This is a genomic window from Legionella sp. (assembly GCF_965140895.1).
Lineage (GTDB): Bacteria > Pseudomonadota > Gammaproteobacteria > Legionellales > Legionellaceae > Legionella.
Genome location: NZ_CBCSKT010000073.1, coordinates 1 through 17,402, shown reverse-complemented (window position 1 = coordinate 17,402; position 17,402 = coordinate 1). Strand labels below are relative to the sequence as shown.

The window sequence follows — 17,402 nt, the reverse complement described above, 5'->3', positions numbered from 1 at the left end:
TTATTTAAATTGGATTGTTGGAAATTTGGACAAATAACTAATTGAGAAAATTTAGATGGGATGGTGCGGAATGTGAGATCAAGATGTACCATGGTGTCGTTATGCCGACGATGGTCTTGTGCACTGCAGAACGGAAGAACAAGCGCAGCAGCTACTACGCGAATTAACGGTACGTTTTGAAGAATGTGAATTAGAGCTACATCCAGATAAAACTAAGATTGTTTATTGCAAAGATGGAAGCCGAAAAGGAAAGTATCACAACACGTCATTTGACTTCTTGGGATATACCTTCAGACCAAGAGCAGTGAAGAACAGCAAACGCAACAGTATGTTTGCTAGCATCACTCCAGCAGTCAGTAAAGCGGCACAAAAATCAATGCGGGCAACGACTCGGAAGTTCAATTGGCGAAATCGTACGGATCTAAGCCGCATTAGCGATGCTCTATTAATAGAAAAATCCAGATTAAACAATCAAATTACGCCGATAAAAATAGCTACTTCATCACCATTTTTATACTCTTCAAAGTCAGTCATAAAACAACGTTGATGTGGACTGTCTACGGTAAAATAATCCCAGACACGTTTCCATGCCTCAATGACTGTTTGGGGCATTGCGCCTTTACCCTGGAATACAAGATAATTGCCTGAATTGATTGTAACAACACTTAATTCAGCACCTTGATTGTTATTGAGTGTGCCTGCAGTAACGTCATAGTAACCTTCTGTATCAGATTCATAGCCTGAATATACACCAAAAATAGTTGTGTTAGGGGTTGGATTGCTGGAATAGAATTGTTGCCACAGGTTAGGTAATTTTGCGGTTTCTGGGTTGAATTCATCGCTGTTTTTAGTTCTTACGGTGAGACCTCTTACTGTAAAGCTATCAACATGTTTTAATATGGACTCTATAGCTGACATTTGGATTTTCTCCTTTTATTAATCGTTAGTGGGGACTTGCATGGCTTTAATAATCAGTTGCATATCATGTTCGCTGATTGCTATAAGTCCAAAACGAAATTGATATCCCCAGCTTTTTTTATTTTTTGTGAAATCAAGTCGTTCGAGCAGTGGTGTTATAAGTGCTGCTTGAGCGTCAAACCACAGCACATCTCGTCGAAATGGGCAAAAACCATTACCCATATCGACTTGATAAGGCTCTCTATCTATAATTTGTCCTAGGGCGGTAAATGATTGTAATTTGTCTTTGCCTCTAAACGTTACAGTGGGTGAATAATAGACAACCCAATCATTAGGCTTCATACGTCGTAATGGGGCACCTTTACCATGGCAAACTTGCATGAAGCCTGATGATCGACCTTTTTGGACATGCTCTGCTGAAGCAACGGCGATCCAATTTGACATTATGATTTTCTGAGTGAGACAACCCGTAGTCGATTGCCATCTGGATCTAGTGCAAGAAAAGTATAGCCATAAGGTACAACAGTTGGTGACTGAGCCATGCGTATTTCCTTTCCTTGCCATTCTACAAATAACTCATCAACCTCTCTGTTATTCATAAGTGTGAAGGCTAGTTCACCACTACCATTTTCATTAGTGAGTGGTTCAACCGAATGTTTCGCCTTCAAACCTAAACCCATTCCATTTGATAATTTGAAAGAATGAAATGTGGGGGAGTCTTCTTCGGGTTTTATTCCAAGTAAATCCTGATAAAACAGGCTACTAACTAGAAGATTATCGACATAAAGTACAACGGCACTTGGTTCGAGCATAATGTTTTCCCTTTTAAATAGTAATTGTATGTTCTAACTTATTGTACTGGCATAGAGTGACAGTTTCTGTCAGTAGTGAAGGAGCTTATTGCTCAGGAATATTATTTATTTCACGCCATTTTTTTAGCAAGGCTTGGCGAGGCTTGGGATAACGTGTTTCTAGCTGCACTAAATTGACAATTCTATCCGTGCGGAAATGACGAAAGTTAGACCTAAGCTCACACCAAGCGACAATAACATGAACCTCTTCAAAAAAACCAAGTGCCAGCGGCCAAATAATGCGTTGAGACTCATCTCCTTTAACATCAATATATGTTATTTGAAGCTTATGCTCTTTACGAATAGCAAGACGTATTAGTGCTTCTTTCTCATCATCATTTTCTACCGTGGTTTTTACAGGGCCAATGAGTAAACCTGAAAATTCAAGTTGTTGCCGAAGATCTTCTGGAAGCACAGCGGATATCTTAGCTAAGACATTGGTTGCAGCAAGTCTTAATTTCTTATCAGTCCTACGTGCTACCCAACGTGAGCCTAAGACCAATGCTTCGATTTCTTCTTCAGAAAACATCAATGGAGGCAACATAAATCCTGGACGTAATATATAGCCAATACCTGGTTCACCTTCAATTGAGGCTCCTTGCCCTTGTAAAGTAGCTATATCGCGGTACACGGTACGAAGGCTTACATTGAGCTCTTCGGCTAATTGTTTTCCGCTAATTGGATAGCGGTGACGCCGCAGGATTTGGATGAGGTCAAAAAGACGCTGGGTTTTAGACAAAGTATAAACCTGTAAAAATTCATGCTGTCATATTTTGGCAGTATTAATTTGAGATTTCTACCTCAATGGTGTCAAAGGGAAGGCAAACAATCCTGCTCGCCTCAATATGTGATTAAAAAAATCTAATTTTTCATCCATATATTTTTTCTGTTGCTCCTATACCTTTATTACTGTAGTGCATGAATTCCATGCAACCTTAGGAAGGTACCATCGATTAAGCACAACTATTCATGTCCCATAATTTAATGGGGATATATGACAATAAATTTTTAGGCAAAAGCTGGACATCAGCTTGTTGGCAACGAGCAATAATATTTGGATTTTCATAATGGCTAGTAACTAAAATGGTCTGATTCCCTGGCTTTAGGCTTTCTAATATATCTAAGCCTGTTTTGAATTCACCTACTAATTCATAGTCGAAAAAAATTTGAATCGGGTTTAATTGCAAGGTATACCAATCTGAAAAAGCCTGAATAGTATTAAAATGATGAATTATTAAGTGTTCTGAAGCAGCAGATAGACGCTGATTCCATGCACCATGTACTGATTGATCATCATCTAAAATAGCGATTTCTATATTAGGTGAAACACAAATTTCAGGCACAAACCAAGGAGGAGATTCTGAACGAGGCAAGGTAATATGAACGGTTGTTCCTTCTTTTAGTACCGAATGCAGTTGTAGTGTCCCACCAAATGCTTCTATATTTTTTTTCGCATCTGGAAGTCCTAATCCAAAACCTTTTTCTTTAAAACTGATTCCTTCATCGAATACTTGTTGCAATAAATCAGCTGCAATGCCAAATCCATCATCTTTTATTTTCAGAGCTATTTTTTCATTACAGGCATCTAAAATCAGTGTAATTTTACTACCCTTTGTCGAAAAAGCTTCTGCAGCATTATTGATTAGATTAGATAACAATCTTTTCATTCGAGAGGCATCAAATTGAGCAAACGCTATAAAACCTTCGTTCGTTATAATCTCTTTCAATTCAATAGGACGTCCTTCAAACTGTAATCTTTTTTCGGAAATAATACTCTCTAGTAAAGGAGCTAAAAGCCAAGATTGTAAATGCAGAGGTAATGCCGCGGTATCTTTATTTTTATCTGTATATTGGTGAAGCAAATTATTCGCAATATCGTTAATTCTATTAACTGCATTTCGCATCAAAAGTCGTTGTTTCTCAGGCATGGTAGATAATATATTTAAGCAAGTGTTTAATGCGGCTAAAGGAGAACGTATATCATGGGCGACTTGTGCTGTTAATGAAGTTAGTGCCTTTTTTGCTTTCTCTCGTTCCTCCTTAATGTCAAACACCATTAAGATAAATTCCTGTAGAAAAATAAATTCTTCTATCACAAAATTTTTGTTGAATTTACTTTTATCGTTGTCGAGCATCAGCGACTCAATATTATGGGCAATTTTTTTGAAAGGTGTTTCAAAATGCCTTGCTGCGAAAAGAGAGAAGCTGACTACCAGGACAGAAGTGAGCATAAGAAATGGAGGCAAAACTATAAAAACACTTTTACTCAATGGGGCAAATAAATAAGCTAAGCCAAAAAAGGGCAGAATATTAACAATGGATATTCCAAAAGCCCACAATGCCAAATTACCTTTAATGCTATTAGGTGAGCGAAACCAATTTTTTATAAAACAGTCTTGGCTTTTAAGCTCAAGCATTCCAAAGAAAATACATAATAGGCCTAAAAGCCAAAAAAGTTCTCCATACGTTGCGATAGAGTTGCTTTGCGAAAGAAAAGAATAAGTGATAATAAAATCGCCAGAAATAAGAATAATTAAACCAATAACAACAAATGATAACCCTTTTTTCTCAGAATAAATAAGACACATGATACTTAAATTATAAATAATAAGTTCTACTAATGAGCTTGTTATTTGAGAGATATTTTGCCATGATAAATAATTAAAAATAGCCGGAATGGAATTAAAAAATATAAATATAATCAATAAATTAATTAGCAATAATAGTGAAAATATCCTTATAAAACTCCTTAAAGTAAAAATTTCTTTTACCAGACTAATAAGAAAAATTAATACAGAAATATTCCAAATAGAGTAAGGTATAATGTCTATTACAAAACTAGCAAATGAAAGATTCAAATTATAATTTTTAGGAAAGTAAATAACAAAATAAAAAGCCAAGTCATTTAAAAATAAGCCTATATTGATGAGAATAAGCCAGAAGAGAATTTTTTGATCAGCACGGGGTGTATTGATGAAGACTTTAAAAACTGTAAACAGCATAAATAAATGTAAACATAATCCTATCTGTGCGGAAATTTGAGAAATTTTTTCATAGGGAAGAACACCATAAAGTCGCATTAGTAACAACATTGACCAAAGACTAAACCCCAAAACATATGAATACGAATTAATTCTTTTCATCTAATAGATTTGCCACATCAAGTTTTTGGTACTCTTCTGTATCAAAATAATCATGTTGAGTCATCAATGTTTTATTTTTTTCAAAATATAAAAAGTGGGGAAATTGTATTCGATCAGAAACAGTAATGACCTTAGTGATCATCATCCCAAATCGATGATATAATTTAACGGCACTCGTTTGGCAACTGACGGTATATAAGGATAGAGTATCGCATCCTTCCGATTCCCCTTTCATTTCTGCGTACTCTAATAATGTTCTTCCTAATCCTTTACCGCGAAATTCTTTTGAGACCGCAAGAAAGCTAATGTGATAGCTTTCTGTTATTTCAAAAGCAAATATATTCTGGAATAAATCGGCTATTCTGGGGTCAATAGATGAGTCATACTTACTGGCGGCCATATTGGAAAGTGCTTTTTTAGTAGTACAGACAACCGTGCCCAAAACCATTTCATCATCTTCTTTTTTTACTAAGATATATGTAAAGGGCAAGTGGGGTTTAACAACTGCTTCTTTCATAAATTCACGATTACTTATATTCAGTGTATTATTTTTTAAGCCAAAATCCCAATATCCTGTGCTGGCTAGTAACGGGACAAGTTGCTCGATATGCTTTTCTTCTGCTTGTATCAATTCATACATATTAGTTAATCTGCTTTTTATGATTTGAGAATACTTCTCTTTAAATACTTTTAGTTGTATTGGTAATTTTATTCGTAACCTTATCCATATTGTTCCCGAGGCACTGATCGCCTTGAGCTAATTTATTGATCAATAATTGCGTAGCTGATGCAACGATATCTTCTCGCTTTACTGCGCTTTTATTATTGTTCGTGTAATAAATAGCTATGATGATAGGGGCACAATTAGACGGCCAGATAATTCCAAGATCATTAGTTGTGCCATAGGCTCCGCCAGTACCAGTTTTGTCTGCCACAGTCCATTCTTTAGGTAGACCCGCTCTAATTCGAAAATCCCCTGTTGTATTGGCTTTTAGCCAGGAGATTAGCATTTCTCTTTGAGGTTTAGTTAGGGCGTCAGTAAATGCTAATTTTTGTAAACTGCTTGCCATATCTTTGGGGGTGGAGCTATCTTTTAAATCTCCCTTTCCACCTGAATAAGCTTCTTCTGGCCAGCCATTATCTTGGCGAAACGAAGTATTACCAAGGGAATGAGCAAAGAGAGTCATTTGATCTAGTCCGCCCATTTTTTTAACTAGAAGATTCATAGCGGTATTATCACTGTAACTAATGGAAGCAGCGCATAGTTGCTCTACTGTCATACCTGATGAAAGATGCTTTTCAGTAATGGGGTTCCAATTGGTTAAATCTTTTTTTGAGTAGCTTATTCTTTGCGACAACAAAGCACTATCATTCATGCTCTTATTGAGAATAGCTGCGACACCGATGACTTTGGAAGTACAGCCCGTAGGAAAGCGTTCATTTGCACGATATCCCAGGTGCGTGTTGTTTGCCGTATTAATAGCATAAACACCGATTCGTCCTTTAGAAGAGGCTTCAAGCTCTGCTAATTGTTTTTGAATTGATGTTGATTGAGCAGCTTTTGGGATCGTTGCAGACGAAGATACGTTAACTATAAAGAAAGTGCTTACAATAATTAGTGATAAGAGCCGTTTGGCTGAAAGAAAACTCATGCCGATTCTCTTGTGTGTTGTTGTCACTTGTTATTCTCAAGTGCCCCACCAGTGCCCCACGGTAAGTTAGGTTTATCGAGCCTTATCGCCAAAACCCTTACTAGGCTTGGCTCCCCGGGACGGACTCGAACCGCCGACCTAATGATTAACAGTCATCCGCTCTACCGACTGAGCTACCGGGGAATATGTGCGAATCTTAAAACGATTCTGTGCATCGGTCAAGCATATATTGTAATAAATTTTTAGATATTTTTATTTTTGGTTTTTTGTTTTTCAAAAAGAAAAAAAATCGTTCTTTTGTAGGGTGGTTATCAAAATAAAATCTTAGTTGTTTGCATAAGGTTTAAGGGTATGTAAATTCGTCAGCAATGACTACGGGGCTAAAATGCAAGGGGGGGCAAATAATGCTTCGTCATTGCGGGGAACGCAGTGACGAAGCAACCCAGTAGTCCGTGGCATGGCGCTTTGGGTTGCTTCACTTGGTTCGCAATGACGACTGTGTGGTTTATTTGCAAAAACGTTCCAGTCTATCCATGGCGTCTTTAAGTATTTCCATGCTGGTGGCAAACGAGAGGCGGATGCAGCCTTCGTTACCGAATGCAGAACCCGGTACTAAGGCAACACCTACTTCGGTTAATAATTTTTCGGAAAACTCCAGATCATTGGCATAGCCGCGTTTGTTGATGACTTCTTGTACGCTTGGGAATATGTAGAAGGTGCCATCAGCAGGAATTACTTCCACGCCTGGAATTTTTTGTAATCGCTCTGCTACATAATCATGGCGCTGGCGGAAGGCTTCAACCATTGATAAAACGGTTTCATTGCCGCCATTTAAGGCTGCTACGGCTGCCCGTTGAGCAATAGAGCATGGGTTTGAGGTGGATTGAGATTGAATGGTTTTCATCGCATTCATTAAGGGGAGGGGGCCTGCTGCATAACCTATGCGCCAGCCGGTCATAGCGTAGGCTTTGGATACGCCATTTAATACCACCGTGCGCTCATATAATTCGGGGCATGCGTTTAGGATGTTTACAAAGGATTGGCTCCAAATGATATGTTCATACATATCGTCAGTGGCAATAATAACTTGTGGATGTTTTTTCAGCACGTCGGCTAATGCCTTTAATTCATCTAAAGTGTACGCAACTCCAGAAGGATTAGACGGACTGTTTAAGAACAATAAACGGGTTTTTGGGGTAATTGCTGCTTCTAATTGTTGCGCATTAATTTTGTAATGTTGTGCAGGTGTGGCCTGAATAATTACCGGTACACCGTCAGCCAATAACACCATGTCTGGGTAGGAAACCCAATAAGGTGCGGGGATGATTACCTCATCACCAGCATTTAATAATGCCTGACAAAGATTATAACAACTTTGTTTGCCACCAACGGAAACTAAAATCTGATTTAGTTGATAATCCAAACCATTATCTTTTTTGAATTTGTTTTTAATCGCTTCTTTTAATTCAGGAATGCCGTCTACTGCAGTATATTTGGTAAACCCTTGGTTAATCGCATTTATCGCGGCTTCCTTAATGTATGCAGGTGTGTCAAAATCAGGCTCGCCAGTGCCTAAGTTAATCACATCATGTCCTTGCGCACGTAATTGGGTAGCTTTAGCAGCTACAGCCAACGTTGGTGATGGCTTCACTTTTTGCACGCGATTTGCTAATACGATCTCCATTTATTACTCCTATGAGATATACTTATACGTATGAAAGATTTGTTCAAAATTTATGCCAATTATCAGCCTGCTGGTGATCAGCCAACAGCCATTGCCTCGTTAATTGACGGCTTAAAATCCGGTTTAGCCAAGCAAACCCTTTTGGGGGTTACTGGCTCGGGTAAAACATTTACTATTGCCCATGTTATTCAGGCTATGCGACGCCCTACTTTAATTATGGCGCCTAATAAAACTTTGGCCGCACAGCTCTATGGAGAGTTTAAGGCTTATTTTCCTGATAATGCAGTAGAATATTTTGTTTCCTACTATGATTATTATCAGCCTGAAGCCTACGTGCCTTCTTCAGATACTTTTATCGAAAAAGACTCATCCATTAATGAACACATTGAGCAAATGCGACTTTCGGCTACGAAAGCACTAATTGAGCGTAAAGATGCAATTATTGTTGCTACCGTGTCTGCAATATATGGTTTGGGTGACCCTGATTCTTATTTACGTATGGTATTACATCTTTCCCGTGGAGAACAATCTGAACAACGTAAAATTTTAAAACGTCTTGCCGAAATGCAATATACCCGTACCAATATGGCCTTAGAGCGAGGACAGTTTCGGGTGCATGGCGATGTAATTGATATTTTTCCGGCGGATTCGGAGCGCATTGCTATTCGTGTTGAATTATTTGACGATGAAGTCGAAAATATTGCCCAATTTGATCCCTTAACCGGGGAGGTGATTCAACGCCTACCTCGGGTTACCATCTTCCCTAAAACTCACTATGTGACTCCGAGAGAGCGTATTTTACAAACTGTGGATTGGGTGAAAGAGGAATTGCAAGAGCGATTGGCGGAATACAATGCGCAAAATAAGTTGGTGGAAGCGCAGCGCTTGGAACAGCGCACCTGTTTTGATGTTGAGATGATGTTGGAGTTGGGCTATTGTTCAGGAATTGAAAACTATTCTCGTTATTTATCGGCACGTAATGCCGGAGAGCCACCGCCAACTTTGTTTGATTATTTGCCCCCAGAGGCTTTGTTGATTATTGATGAATCTCACGTAACCGTACCGCAAATTGGCGGGATGTATCGTGGGGATCGTTCGCGCAAAGAAACCTTAGTGCAATATGGTTTCCGCCTGCCTTCAGCCTTGGATAATCGTCCTCTGCGTTTTGAGGAATTTGAAGGACGTTCACCACAAACGATTTATATTTCGGCAACTCCCGGCCTTTATGAGAAAGAGCATTCCGATAATGTGGCCGAACAGGTGGTTCGTCCTACTGGATTAATTGACCCAGAGGTAGAAATACGGCCGGTACGTACTCAGGTTGATGATTTAATGTCCGAGGCACGTCAAGTGATTCAGACGGGCGCCCGAGTGTTAGTAACCACCTTGACCAAGCGTATGGCAGAAGATTTGACCGACTATTTAAATGAACATGGGATAAAAGTTCGTTATTTGCATGCGGATATCGATACTGTGGAGCGTATGGAAATTATTCGTGATTTACGTTTAGGTGTTTTTGATGTTTTGGTGGGCATTAACTTACTGCGTGAAGGCTTGGACATGCCAGAGGTGGCTTTGGTTGCCATACTTGATGCCGATAAAGAGGGCTTTTTACGTTCGGATCGTTCTTTAATCCAAACCATTGGCCGTGCAGCACGTAATGTGAATGGGCGTGCGATTCTGTATGCCGATAAGATTACGGGCTCCATGCAACGCGCGTTGGATGAGACGAGCCGACGCCGTGATAAACAAAAGGCATTTAATGAAGCGCATGGAATTATTCCTAAAGGAATTAATAAATCCATCAAGGATATTATGGAAAGTGCGTATGTCGGTAAGCGCAAGGAGGCTGTTGCTGAGCCGACTCCTGAGTATTTGCATTGGTCTACCCAAGAGCTGGTAAAACATATTAATACCTTAGAAAAGCAAATGTATGTGCATGCTAAAAATATGGAGTTTGAGGCGGCGGCTAAAGTGCGAGACCAGTATCTTTTATTGAAAGAGCAATTGATTAAGGGTGAGGCGACTTAAGAAGTACGTTATCTCCCACCTCGTTTGGGATGACGTAGATGAGCTAAAGTTTGACAAGTGGTAAATAAAATGGGAATAATCGGGTCTCATTTTCTTATGATTTAGGTTTGTAACCGTGCGATATCATGCCCCTGAACCCAAGAAATTACCGTTACCACATGAACATCACCCTTTATTTAACTTTTCAGCGGTTCCCGGCTGGCTTGATGCTTTTTTCGGTCGGTTTGCTCTACCTTCTCAGGAAAAGGATTTTAGTTCTCTATTCATTAGTGAGCTTAGCCAGTTCGATGACGAGGTCTTGCTGCATGAACAGCATACAGTAGTAACTTTCGATGAGGCACAACTCGATACTTTGGAAATAAGGCATCGCGCGCAACAAGAACTAGAACCTCAACATCAAACCTTTATCATAAACTTTAATTGCAATTTTAAAGTTTATGAGCAATCGCTAGTCGAGATGCAGGAAAATGCGCGTGATCTGCAAACGAATATCATTGGCTTTAACTATCGTAATGTTGGCCGCAGCCAAGGCCAGGTTAAATTCATGCGCCATTTAATTGTCGATGGTATTGCTCAGGTTCAACGATTATTAGATCAGGGGGTTTCCCCTGAAAATATTACTTTAAATGGTTTATCTCTTGGCGGAGGGATTGCTACTGGTGTGGCTTGGTATTTTCATCAGCAGGGTAAGACGGTTAATTTATTTAATGATCGTTCTTTTGCCTCAAGCCTAAAACTCATTTTGAGCCATGTCGAGAACATTCCTATTATTGGTGGGATACTCGGTTTTTTATGTACGCTTGTCATTGTCAACTCTGCCTGGTATGCCTCCATTGCGGAACTGTTTCAGGATATTCCTGAGGCGTTTCGTGATTACATGCTGGTACGTACTCCGCGAGATAAACGTACGGTTGAAACCCAGGATGACCTGGACATTCCTCATGAAGGTTCCTTGCATCTTGGTCTAAGAGAACAACGTAGACAGTTAAAAGGAATGATTAATGCGCAAATTGTTGCGTGCCAAAACGAAGAAGTAATTGATGGTAACAGAGTAAACGAGTTACAGAAGGTAAGGCACGAGGAAAAGGAAAAAGCACGCAACCGCAAAATGGAAGCGCCGAATACCAAAATTGGCGAAGACTTCGCACATACCGTACCGAAAAAGTATCTATTTAATCGTTGTGGTGTTTCTGCGGATACGTTCTTTAAGAACTTTGTACAGCGGTCTTATGAAGAACACGGCATCAAGCCAAGCATAGGTAGGAATGGATAAAGGTAGCCCGATAGGCATGGATTTTGAACCCTGAGGTTCAAGTGGGTGACGATTGAATCGGTTCAGGCTTCCTACTCCAAGGTAGGCTTGCACAACACCGACTGCAGGATGCCTCCCATGCTGTTAGCATTGGTTCGAAAATCACTCCCCACCGGGTTAGTTTAAGTATAACACTGTTCGCTCGAATAAAGTCAATGAATCACGGCCTTTACTTAGCAAATAAACAAGAGCACTATACCTTATCGCTAAATAATGAGGAATTTTTATGGCTGCAACACCATCCACCATGCTGCCGTTAGGTAGCAAAGCGCCCGATTTTAATTTAATGGATACCCGCAACAATAAAATGTTGAGTCTCCAGGAAGGCAAATCGGCCATTGCCACCGTAATTATGTTTTTATGTAATCATTGCCCTTATGTAAAACATGTACAACCTAAGCTGGTTGAATTAGCCAATCTGTATCAGCCCAAGGGAATCAACTTTATTGCGATTAGTTCCAATGATGTGGAAAACTATCCCGATGATAGCCCAGAAAAAATGCAGCTTGAAGCACAACTGGCTCCTTATATGTTTCCTTATTTGTACGATGAAAGCCAAGACGTAGCGAAGGCTTATCAGGCCGCGTGCACCCCAGATTTTTATGTATTTGATAAGGATTTATTATGCGTTTATCGTGGTTGTCTTGATGACTCGACCCCGGGAAATAATAAACCATTAACCGGAGAGCATTTGCAAGCGACTTTGGAGTGTATTTTAGCTGGAGAACCCGTAAGTGCAGAGCAAAAGCCAAGTATAGGCTGCAACATCAAGTGGAAAGCGTAGAATTCGTAACCCGTATTAGACTCAGTCGCAATACGGGCTAGGTCCTGTTTTTGACAGGAATTACTCTTAAGCATATGATAGGATGCTTAAAATTTGCGGCGAAGCAATAAAACTCAGGATGGGTATGACATGCGTAAGTTGTGGTTCTTTGGGCTGATTTTTCTATCACTAACGGCTTGCAAGAAGGAAGATAACTTGTTTAACGGTTATGTCGATGCCGATCTTGTTTACCTATCCGCAGACTTTGGGGGGCGGCTTACTGAGCTTGCCGTACTTCGAGGCCAGTTAGTTCCCAAGGACCAATTTCTATTTAAACTGGAGCAAACCAGCGAGCTTTATCGTGTCGAGATGAGTGAGTTAAGTAAACAATCACTACAAGCGCAACGCGAACAAACCTTAAGCCAAATTCATTATAATGAAGTGAATTATCGCCGTATCGTGGATATGCGCAAGCAAAATGCCGCAAGCCAAAATGACTTAGATGCTGCGCAAAGAGATTTAACGGTTTCCAAGAAACAATTGGCAGATCTTGATGCCAAAATTAAAAGCAGCCAGGTGGATACGGCTGATAAGAAATGGCAGGTTACCCGCAAAGAAAATTTTGCTACGGAGCGTGGAATTATCTTTGATACCTACTATACCCGCGGTGAGTTTGTGCAGGCAGGTTATCCAGTACTTTCCTTGATTACCAAAAATAATATCAAGGCGATTTTTTTCGTTCCCGAGGCGCAATTAAACCGCTTAAGGCTAAATCAAAAAATTAATATTAAAACCAATGACAATGACTTTTTTGCGGCAGGGCACATTTTCTATATTTCCAACATTGCTGAATATACATCGCCTATTATTTATTCGCGTGAAGAGCGCCAGCGCTTAGTCTTTAGGGTCGAGGCAAGGATTGATACTCCTGATTTAGAAAAAATACATCTTGGGCAGCCAGTAACTTTGGAATTAGCCGATGAGTGAGTTTGCCATTGATGTAACTAATTTAACTAAAGAGTTCGATAAAAAACTGGCAGTAGACCATATTTCTATACAAGTAGAGAAGGGGGCCATTTTCGGCTTTCTTGGTTCCAATGGCAGTGGTAAGACCACCACCATTCGCATGATTTGTGGTTTGTTATCTCCTACGGATGGCTCGGGTTATTGCTTAGGTTATGACATTCGCACGCAAAGTGATGAAATTAAAAAACATACTGGCTATATGCCGCAAAAATTTAGTTTTTACACCGGTTTAACGGTGTATGAAAATCTACGTTTTGTCGCTGATATTTTCCAAGTAAAAAATGCACCTCAAGTCATTGAGGAGATGATCGATGATTTGGAGCTGGAGCGTTATCGTAAAGTACAAGCCGGTAATTTATCGGGTGGTTGGAAGCAGCGTTTGGCTTTGGCTTGTAGTTTACTGCATAAACCGCAAATGCTTTTTTTAGATGAGCCTACCGCCGGGGTGGACCCTAAAGCGCGAAAAGAGTTTTGGGATTATTTACATAAGATTTCCTTACGTGATGGCACCACTATTTTGGTGACCACCCACTATATGGATGAGGCTGAAAAGTGTACGGATTTGGCTTACATCAATATAGGGAAATTATTGTACGCCGGGCGTACCAATGACCTGGTTCCACAATCTCATGTTAAAGCCTATGTGCCGAAAATAATGCGAGAGGAACAAAGTTCGTTGATGGAACAAATTAATGGCAGCTATCCTAATGTTTTGGTATCTATTGTTAATAATGAGTTACGGATTTCCTCACGTAATCACGAATCCTTACAGAAGCTTATCGAGGAGCATGCTGAGGTATCATTTAAAGACGTCACGCCCTCTTTTGAAGAGGTTTTTATTGGGCTAATGCGATGAAGTGGACACATGTTCAAGGTATTTCTCTAGCACGTCTGACAGGCTTAATCCGCAAAGAGTTTATTTTGATCACTCGTGATCGCGGCACCATTGCCATGCTCGTCATTTTGCCCATTATGTTGCTCATTCTTTTTGGCTTTGCTATTGAATTTGATCCCAAGCATTTACCTACCACCGTTATTAGTTACGACAACACGCCTTTAACGCGAAGTTATGTGAGTGGGCTTGAGGCTTCTGGTTATTTTAAAGTGCAGACTAAAGAATCCAGTGAGTTTGAAAAAGATCAAGATTTTGCCAATGGTAACATTAGTTTGGCTTTCACCATTCCCCCTGATTTTACCCGGAAATACATTCGGAATGAAAACCCACAATTATTGGTGGAAATTGATGGTTCCGATCCGGGAAGTAGTGCCAGTGCGCTCGGTAATGCGCTACCTATATTGAATCGAACGCTGGATACCTTCAATAAACAAGGTTTAGGTGCACCCTCTCCCATAAAATCGCCAAGAAGTGTGAACCTCACCATCCATCGACTCTATAATGAAGCCAACATTAGTTCTTATAACATTGTACCAGGGCTTATAGGCGTATTACTGACTCTTACGATGGTCATGCTGACTTCCACCGCCATTACCTCGGAAAAAGAAGCCGGTACGATGGAAATGCTATTGAGTACTCCGTTAAAACCAACCGAGATTATTCTAGGGAAGGTGGTACCCTATATTGTGTTAGGTTATTTGCAATTAACCAGTATTTTAGTTTTTGGTAAATTGCTTATTGATATTCCTACGGAAGGCAGCGTTGTATTGCTTTATATTGCTGCAGCGCCCTTTATTATCGCCAATTTAATGGTCGGGATGATCTTTTCCACCCTAGCTAACACACCAATGCAGGCCATGCAGCTTAGTGTGTTTTATCAATTACCCTCGATGTTTTTATCCGGCTATATTTTTTCTTTTTATGGCATGCCGGGTTGGGCTCAAGTAATCGGAGGATGTATGCCGATGACTTATTTTACGCGAATAACACGGGGAATTTTATTGAAGGGCAATACTATAGGCCAGATTGTGCCAAATATTTTACCGATTATCCTGATCGCGGTGGTTTTAGTTTTCCTAACAGGAAAAATATTTAGAACAAAACTTGATTAATACTGGGGGGAACGTCCTTCCCAATAACACTGCCGAATTACCGCAGCTTGAACGCGGTACCCATAAGTTCGGATTTAAAAGCAAGATAAATACGAGATAGCGGGCCAAGCCGGTTGTCTATAAGTCAGTACTATTTATTTTAGGACATACCCTAATGAAACAAACGATGATTTTTTGCACCGTGTTGATTATTTTGCTCGGAGGCTGTTGTAAAGACTGCAAGGTCAATGAGCAGGTGACGTACCCTAAGAGTACTCGCAGTGGAATCAAATATGTCCAAGATAAGACGGAGTTAAATCGTGTTGCCTGGTGGAACACGATGAATGATCCGCAATTGACACATCTTATTGTTCAGGCATTGAAAACCAATGACAGCATTAAAGGCTCCTACGCAACCATTGAACAGGCACAAGCCCAGCTCAAGGCCGCGCAATATGCGTGGATTCCAACATTTGATGCCAGTGCCAGCGGTTTTACCGGCGGCACCTGGAATCCTCACATTACTCCCAGTAGCCAATTGGCCAATAACTCATTTTTTGCCAATTTTCCCAGACCAAGATTTAGAGGCTATTATGCGGGTTTTGTACCCAGCTATACGGTGAATGCCTTAAGCAATGTTAGCAATATTAAATCGGCCAAAGCCTCTTTAGCGATACAGCAAGCACAAGTGCAGTCAACCAAATTGAGCATCATTAGCCAAATGAGTGGCAGCTATTTTATGCTCTTGAGTCAGCGCGAACAGTTGGCAGTGGAGCGGGCATTAACTTGTGATTTAAAGAAATTGCGCCAATTGGAACAGGTACGTTTCCAAAAAGGTGCCAGTGACTTAGAAACGCTTACCAGTATTGACCAGCAATTGGCGCAAGAAGAAACGAGGATTCCACAGATTGAAGGAATTATTGCTCAAAGTGAAAATACCATTCGGCTGTTATTGAATCAAAATCCAGGGCCGGTGAAAACGCAACGCAGCTTATTGGCACTTAAGGTAAATCATATTATTCCGAAACAGCTGCCTTCTTCGGTTTTAAAAAATCGTCCGGATGTTATGGTGGCCACCAATAATGTCAACATGTCCTATGCACAAATTGATGTTGCCTATGCGGAATTTTTCCCGACCATTAGTTTAACCGGTTTAGTGGGTAAGGCTTCCGTGGATTTAACCAATCTTTTAAAAATAAGTACTAATTTGTGGGTCGCTCAGGCGGTAGCCTCCATGAAAGTTTTTAATCCGAGCGCTTATCAAAACATTAAATCAGCGAAAGCAGGGTTTAAAGCAACTTATTACAATTATTTAGAAACACTACGCAGTGCCTTTGCTGATGTCGATGATGCATTGACGAATGAGCAAAAGAATAAGTTGGCCTATTTGCAAACGAAGAAAGGCTATTTGGCCGCCAAAAGAGCTTATGTGCTGGCTTTAGCTCAATATAAATCAGGAGCGAAAGATTATCGGACGGTGATTTATGCCAAAGTCAATTTGGAGCGCAGTACGTTGAGTTTAATTCAAGAAAAAGCACAATTGCTTGATGGTATTGTACAGGTGTATACAGCGGTTGCGGGTGGTTATGATGTGGCTTAATTAAAGGAAAACCTGGTTGAAGCAACCAGGTTTTCCTTTAAAAATGTACTGGGTCGGCAGCCTCCCAATCTTTCTTATAGCTTTCGGGTATATTGGAACCCAACAATTGTCCTGGCGTTAAATAATCATAAATCTGTTCAAAACGTTTAACCTCATCAACCCCTGTACGTCTCATAAGGTGCGAAGGTTTTAAATCACTAGGATTGTCTAAGCCTAATGCCCCCACCATTTCTAAAAAGCTTTTTACCGTATTGTGATGAAAATTAGCAACGCGCTGTTTTTTTTCGTCAACAACCAAGCCAAACTGCAAGCGGTTGTTTTGCGTGGTAATTCCGGTGGGGTAGGTATCGCTATTACACTCGCTGCGAGCCATGGAGAGCCGAAGGCGCGGGCGAGTAGTCCCTGGTAGCCTTAGGGCCGGATGTTTTTCCGTAGG

The 17,402-nt window shown here is 40.3% G+C and carries 15 protein-coding genes, 1 tRNA gene, 1 other RNA gene and 2 pseudogenes; 8 read left to right on the top strand and 11 right to left on the bottom strand.

Translation table 11 applies throughout. The annotated features are described in order from the left end of the window. Positions 1 to 97: 97 nt before the first annotated feature. Positions 98 to 547: pseudogene (locus tag ACQY7T_RS09265) on the top strand (reverse transcriptase domain-containing protein); the annotation flags it as partial. Here the strand turns inward: ACQY7T_RS09265 and ACQY7T_RS09260 are convergent. The 9 genes from ACQY7T_RS09260 to ACQY7T_RS09220 form a co-directional block, all read right to left on the bottom strand. After that, the gene (locus ACQY7T_RS09260) at positions 472 to 918 is read right to left on the bottom strand and encodes a GyrI-like domain-containing protein (protein ID WP_428412894.1); all 447 of its coding nucleotides are present in this window, start codon (positions 916 to 918) and stop codon (positions 472 to 474) included. The pseudogene ACQY7T_RS09265 and the gene ACQY7T_RS09260 sit on opposite strands and share 76 nt — an antisense overlap. Before the next feature lie 18 nt (positions 919 to 936). Then, on the bottom strand, positions 937 to 1,362 hold the full coding sequence (locus tag ACQY7T_RS09255) for an EVE domain-containing protein (RefSeq protein WP_428412892.1): 426 nt from the start codon (positions 1,360 to 1,362) through the stop codon (positions 937 to 939). Beyond that, on the bottom strand, positions 1,362 to 1,730 hold the full coding sequence (locus tag ACQY7T_RS09250) for a VOC family protein (RefSeq protein ID WP_428412891.1): 369 nt from the start codon (positions 1,728 to 1,730) through the stop codon (positions 1,362 to 1,364). Before ACQY7T_RS09250 ends, ACQY7T_RS09255 begins: the two co-directional genes overlap by 1 nt. Positions 1,731 to 1,815: 85 nt before the next feature. Next, positions 1,816 to 2,508, bottom strand: coding sequence for a helix-turn-helix transcriptional regulator (locus tag ACQY7T_RS09245; protein ID WP_428412889.1), 693 nt, complete (start codon positions 2,506 to 2,508; stop codon positions 1,816 to 1,818). A 214-nt stretch (positions 2,509 to 2,722) separates the two neighbouring features. After that, positions 2,723 to 4,849: a sensor histidine kinase gene (locus tag ACQY7T_RS09240; RefSeq protein WP_428412888.1), complete on the bottom strand. Its 2,127-nt coding sequence runs from the start codon at positions 4,847 to 4,849 to the stop codon at positions 2,723 to 2,725. 49 nt (positions 4,850 to 4,898) lie between these two features. After that, complete coding sequence (locus ACQY7T_RS09235; protein ID WP_428412887.1) at positions 4,899 to 5,552, bottom strand: GNAT family N-acetyltransferase; 654 nt, start codon at positions 5,550 to 5,552, stop codon at positions 4,899 to 4,901. Positions 5,553 to 5,592: 40 nt separating this feature from the next. After that, positions 5,593 to 6,564 (bottom strand): class A beta-lactamase, encoded by a 972-nt coding sequence (gene bla, locus ACQY7T_RS09230; RefSeq protein WP_428412886.1) that lies wholly within the window; start codon positions 6,562 to 6,564, stop codon positions 5,593 to 5,595. Positions 6,565 to 6,671: 107 nt separating this feature from the next. Further along, positions 6,672 to 6,747 (bottom strand) — tRNA-Asn (locus ACQY7T_RS09225). A gap of 322 nt (positions 6,748 to 7,069) precedes the next feature. Then, positions 7,070 to 8,248, bottom strand: coding sequence for a pyridoxal phosphate-dependent aminotransferase (locus ACQY7T_RS09220; protein ID WP_428412885.1), 1,179 nt, complete (start codon positions 8,246 to 8,248; stop codon positions 7,070 to 7,072). 30 nt (positions 8,249 to 8,278) lie between these two features. Here ACQY7T_RS09220 and uvrB point away from each other — a divergent pair, with 30 nt between their 5' ends. Both uvrB and ACQY7T_RS09210 read left to right on the top strand, forming a co-directional pair. Next, positions 8,279 to 10,279, top strand: a complete 2,001-nt coding sequence (gene uvrB / locus ACQY7T_RS09215) for an excinuclease ABC subunit UvrB (RefSeq protein WP_428412883.1) — start codon at positions 8,279 to 8,281, stop codon at positions 10,277 to 10,279. A gap of 115 nt (positions 10,280 to 10,394) precedes the next feature. After that, positions 10,395 to 11,552 carry a hypothetical protein gene (locus tag ACQY7T_RS09210; RefSeq protein WP_428412881.1) on the top strand — a complete coding sequence of 386 codons (1,158 nt, stop codon included), beginning with the start codon at positions 10,395 to 10,397 and terminating at the stop codon, positions 11,550 to 11,552. On the opposite strand, the gene ssrS is transcribed toward ACQY7T_RS09210, so the two are convergent. Continuing rightward, positions 11,553 to 11,713, bottom strand: a non-coding RNA gene (gene ssrS / locus ACQY7T_RS09205) — 6S RNA. Positions 11,714 to 11,817: 104 nt separating this feature from the next. On the opposite strand from ssrS, the gene ACQY7T_RS09200 reads away from it, so the two are divergent. The 5 genes from ACQY7T_RS09200 (at position 11,818) to ACQY7T_RS09180 (ending at position 16,966) form a co-directional block, all read left to right on the top strand. Further along, positions 11,818 to 12,375 (top strand): thioredoxin family protein, encoded by a 558-nt coding sequence (locus tag ACQY7T_RS09200; protein ID WP_428412879.1) that lies wholly within the window; start codon positions 11,818 to 11,820, stop codon positions 12,373 to 12,375. A gap of 129 nt (positions 12,376 to 12,504) precedes the next feature. After that, positions 12,505 to 13,341 (top strand): HlyD family secretion protein, encoded by an 837-nt coding sequence (locus ACQY7T_RS09195; protein WP_428412877.1) that lies wholly within the window; start codon positions 12,505 to 12,507, stop codon positions 13,339 to 13,341. Then, on the top strand, positions 13,334 to 14,236 hold the full coding sequence (locus tag ACQY7T_RS09190) for an ABC transporter ATP-binding protein (protein ID WP_428412876.1): 903 nt from the start codon (positions 13,334 to 13,336) through the stop codon (positions 14,234 to 14,236). The genes ACQY7T_RS09195 and ACQY7T_RS09190 overlap by 8 nt, the downstream gene beginning before the upstream one ends. Next, entirely contained in the window at positions 14,233 to 15,387 is a 1,155-nt protein-coding gene (locus ACQY7T_RS09185) for an ABC transporter permease (RefSeq protein ID WP_428412875.1), read from the top strand. Before ACQY7T_RS09190 ends, ACQY7T_RS09185 begins: the two co-directional genes overlap by 4 nt. Before the next feature lie 154 nt (positions 15,388 to 15,541). Then, on the top strand, positions 15,542 to 16,966 hold the full coding sequence (locus ACQY7T_RS09180; RefSeq protein WP_428412874.1) for a TolC family protein: 1,425 nt from the start codon (positions 15,542 to 15,544) through the stop codon (positions 16,964 to 16,966). A 37-nt stretch (positions 16,967 to 17,003) separates the two neighbouring features. On the opposite strand, the pseudogene ACQY7T_RS09175 reads toward ACQY7T_RS09180, so the two are convergent. After that, positions 17,004 to 17,402: pseudogene (locus ACQY7T_RS09175) on the bottom strand (hypothetical protein); the annotation flags it as partial.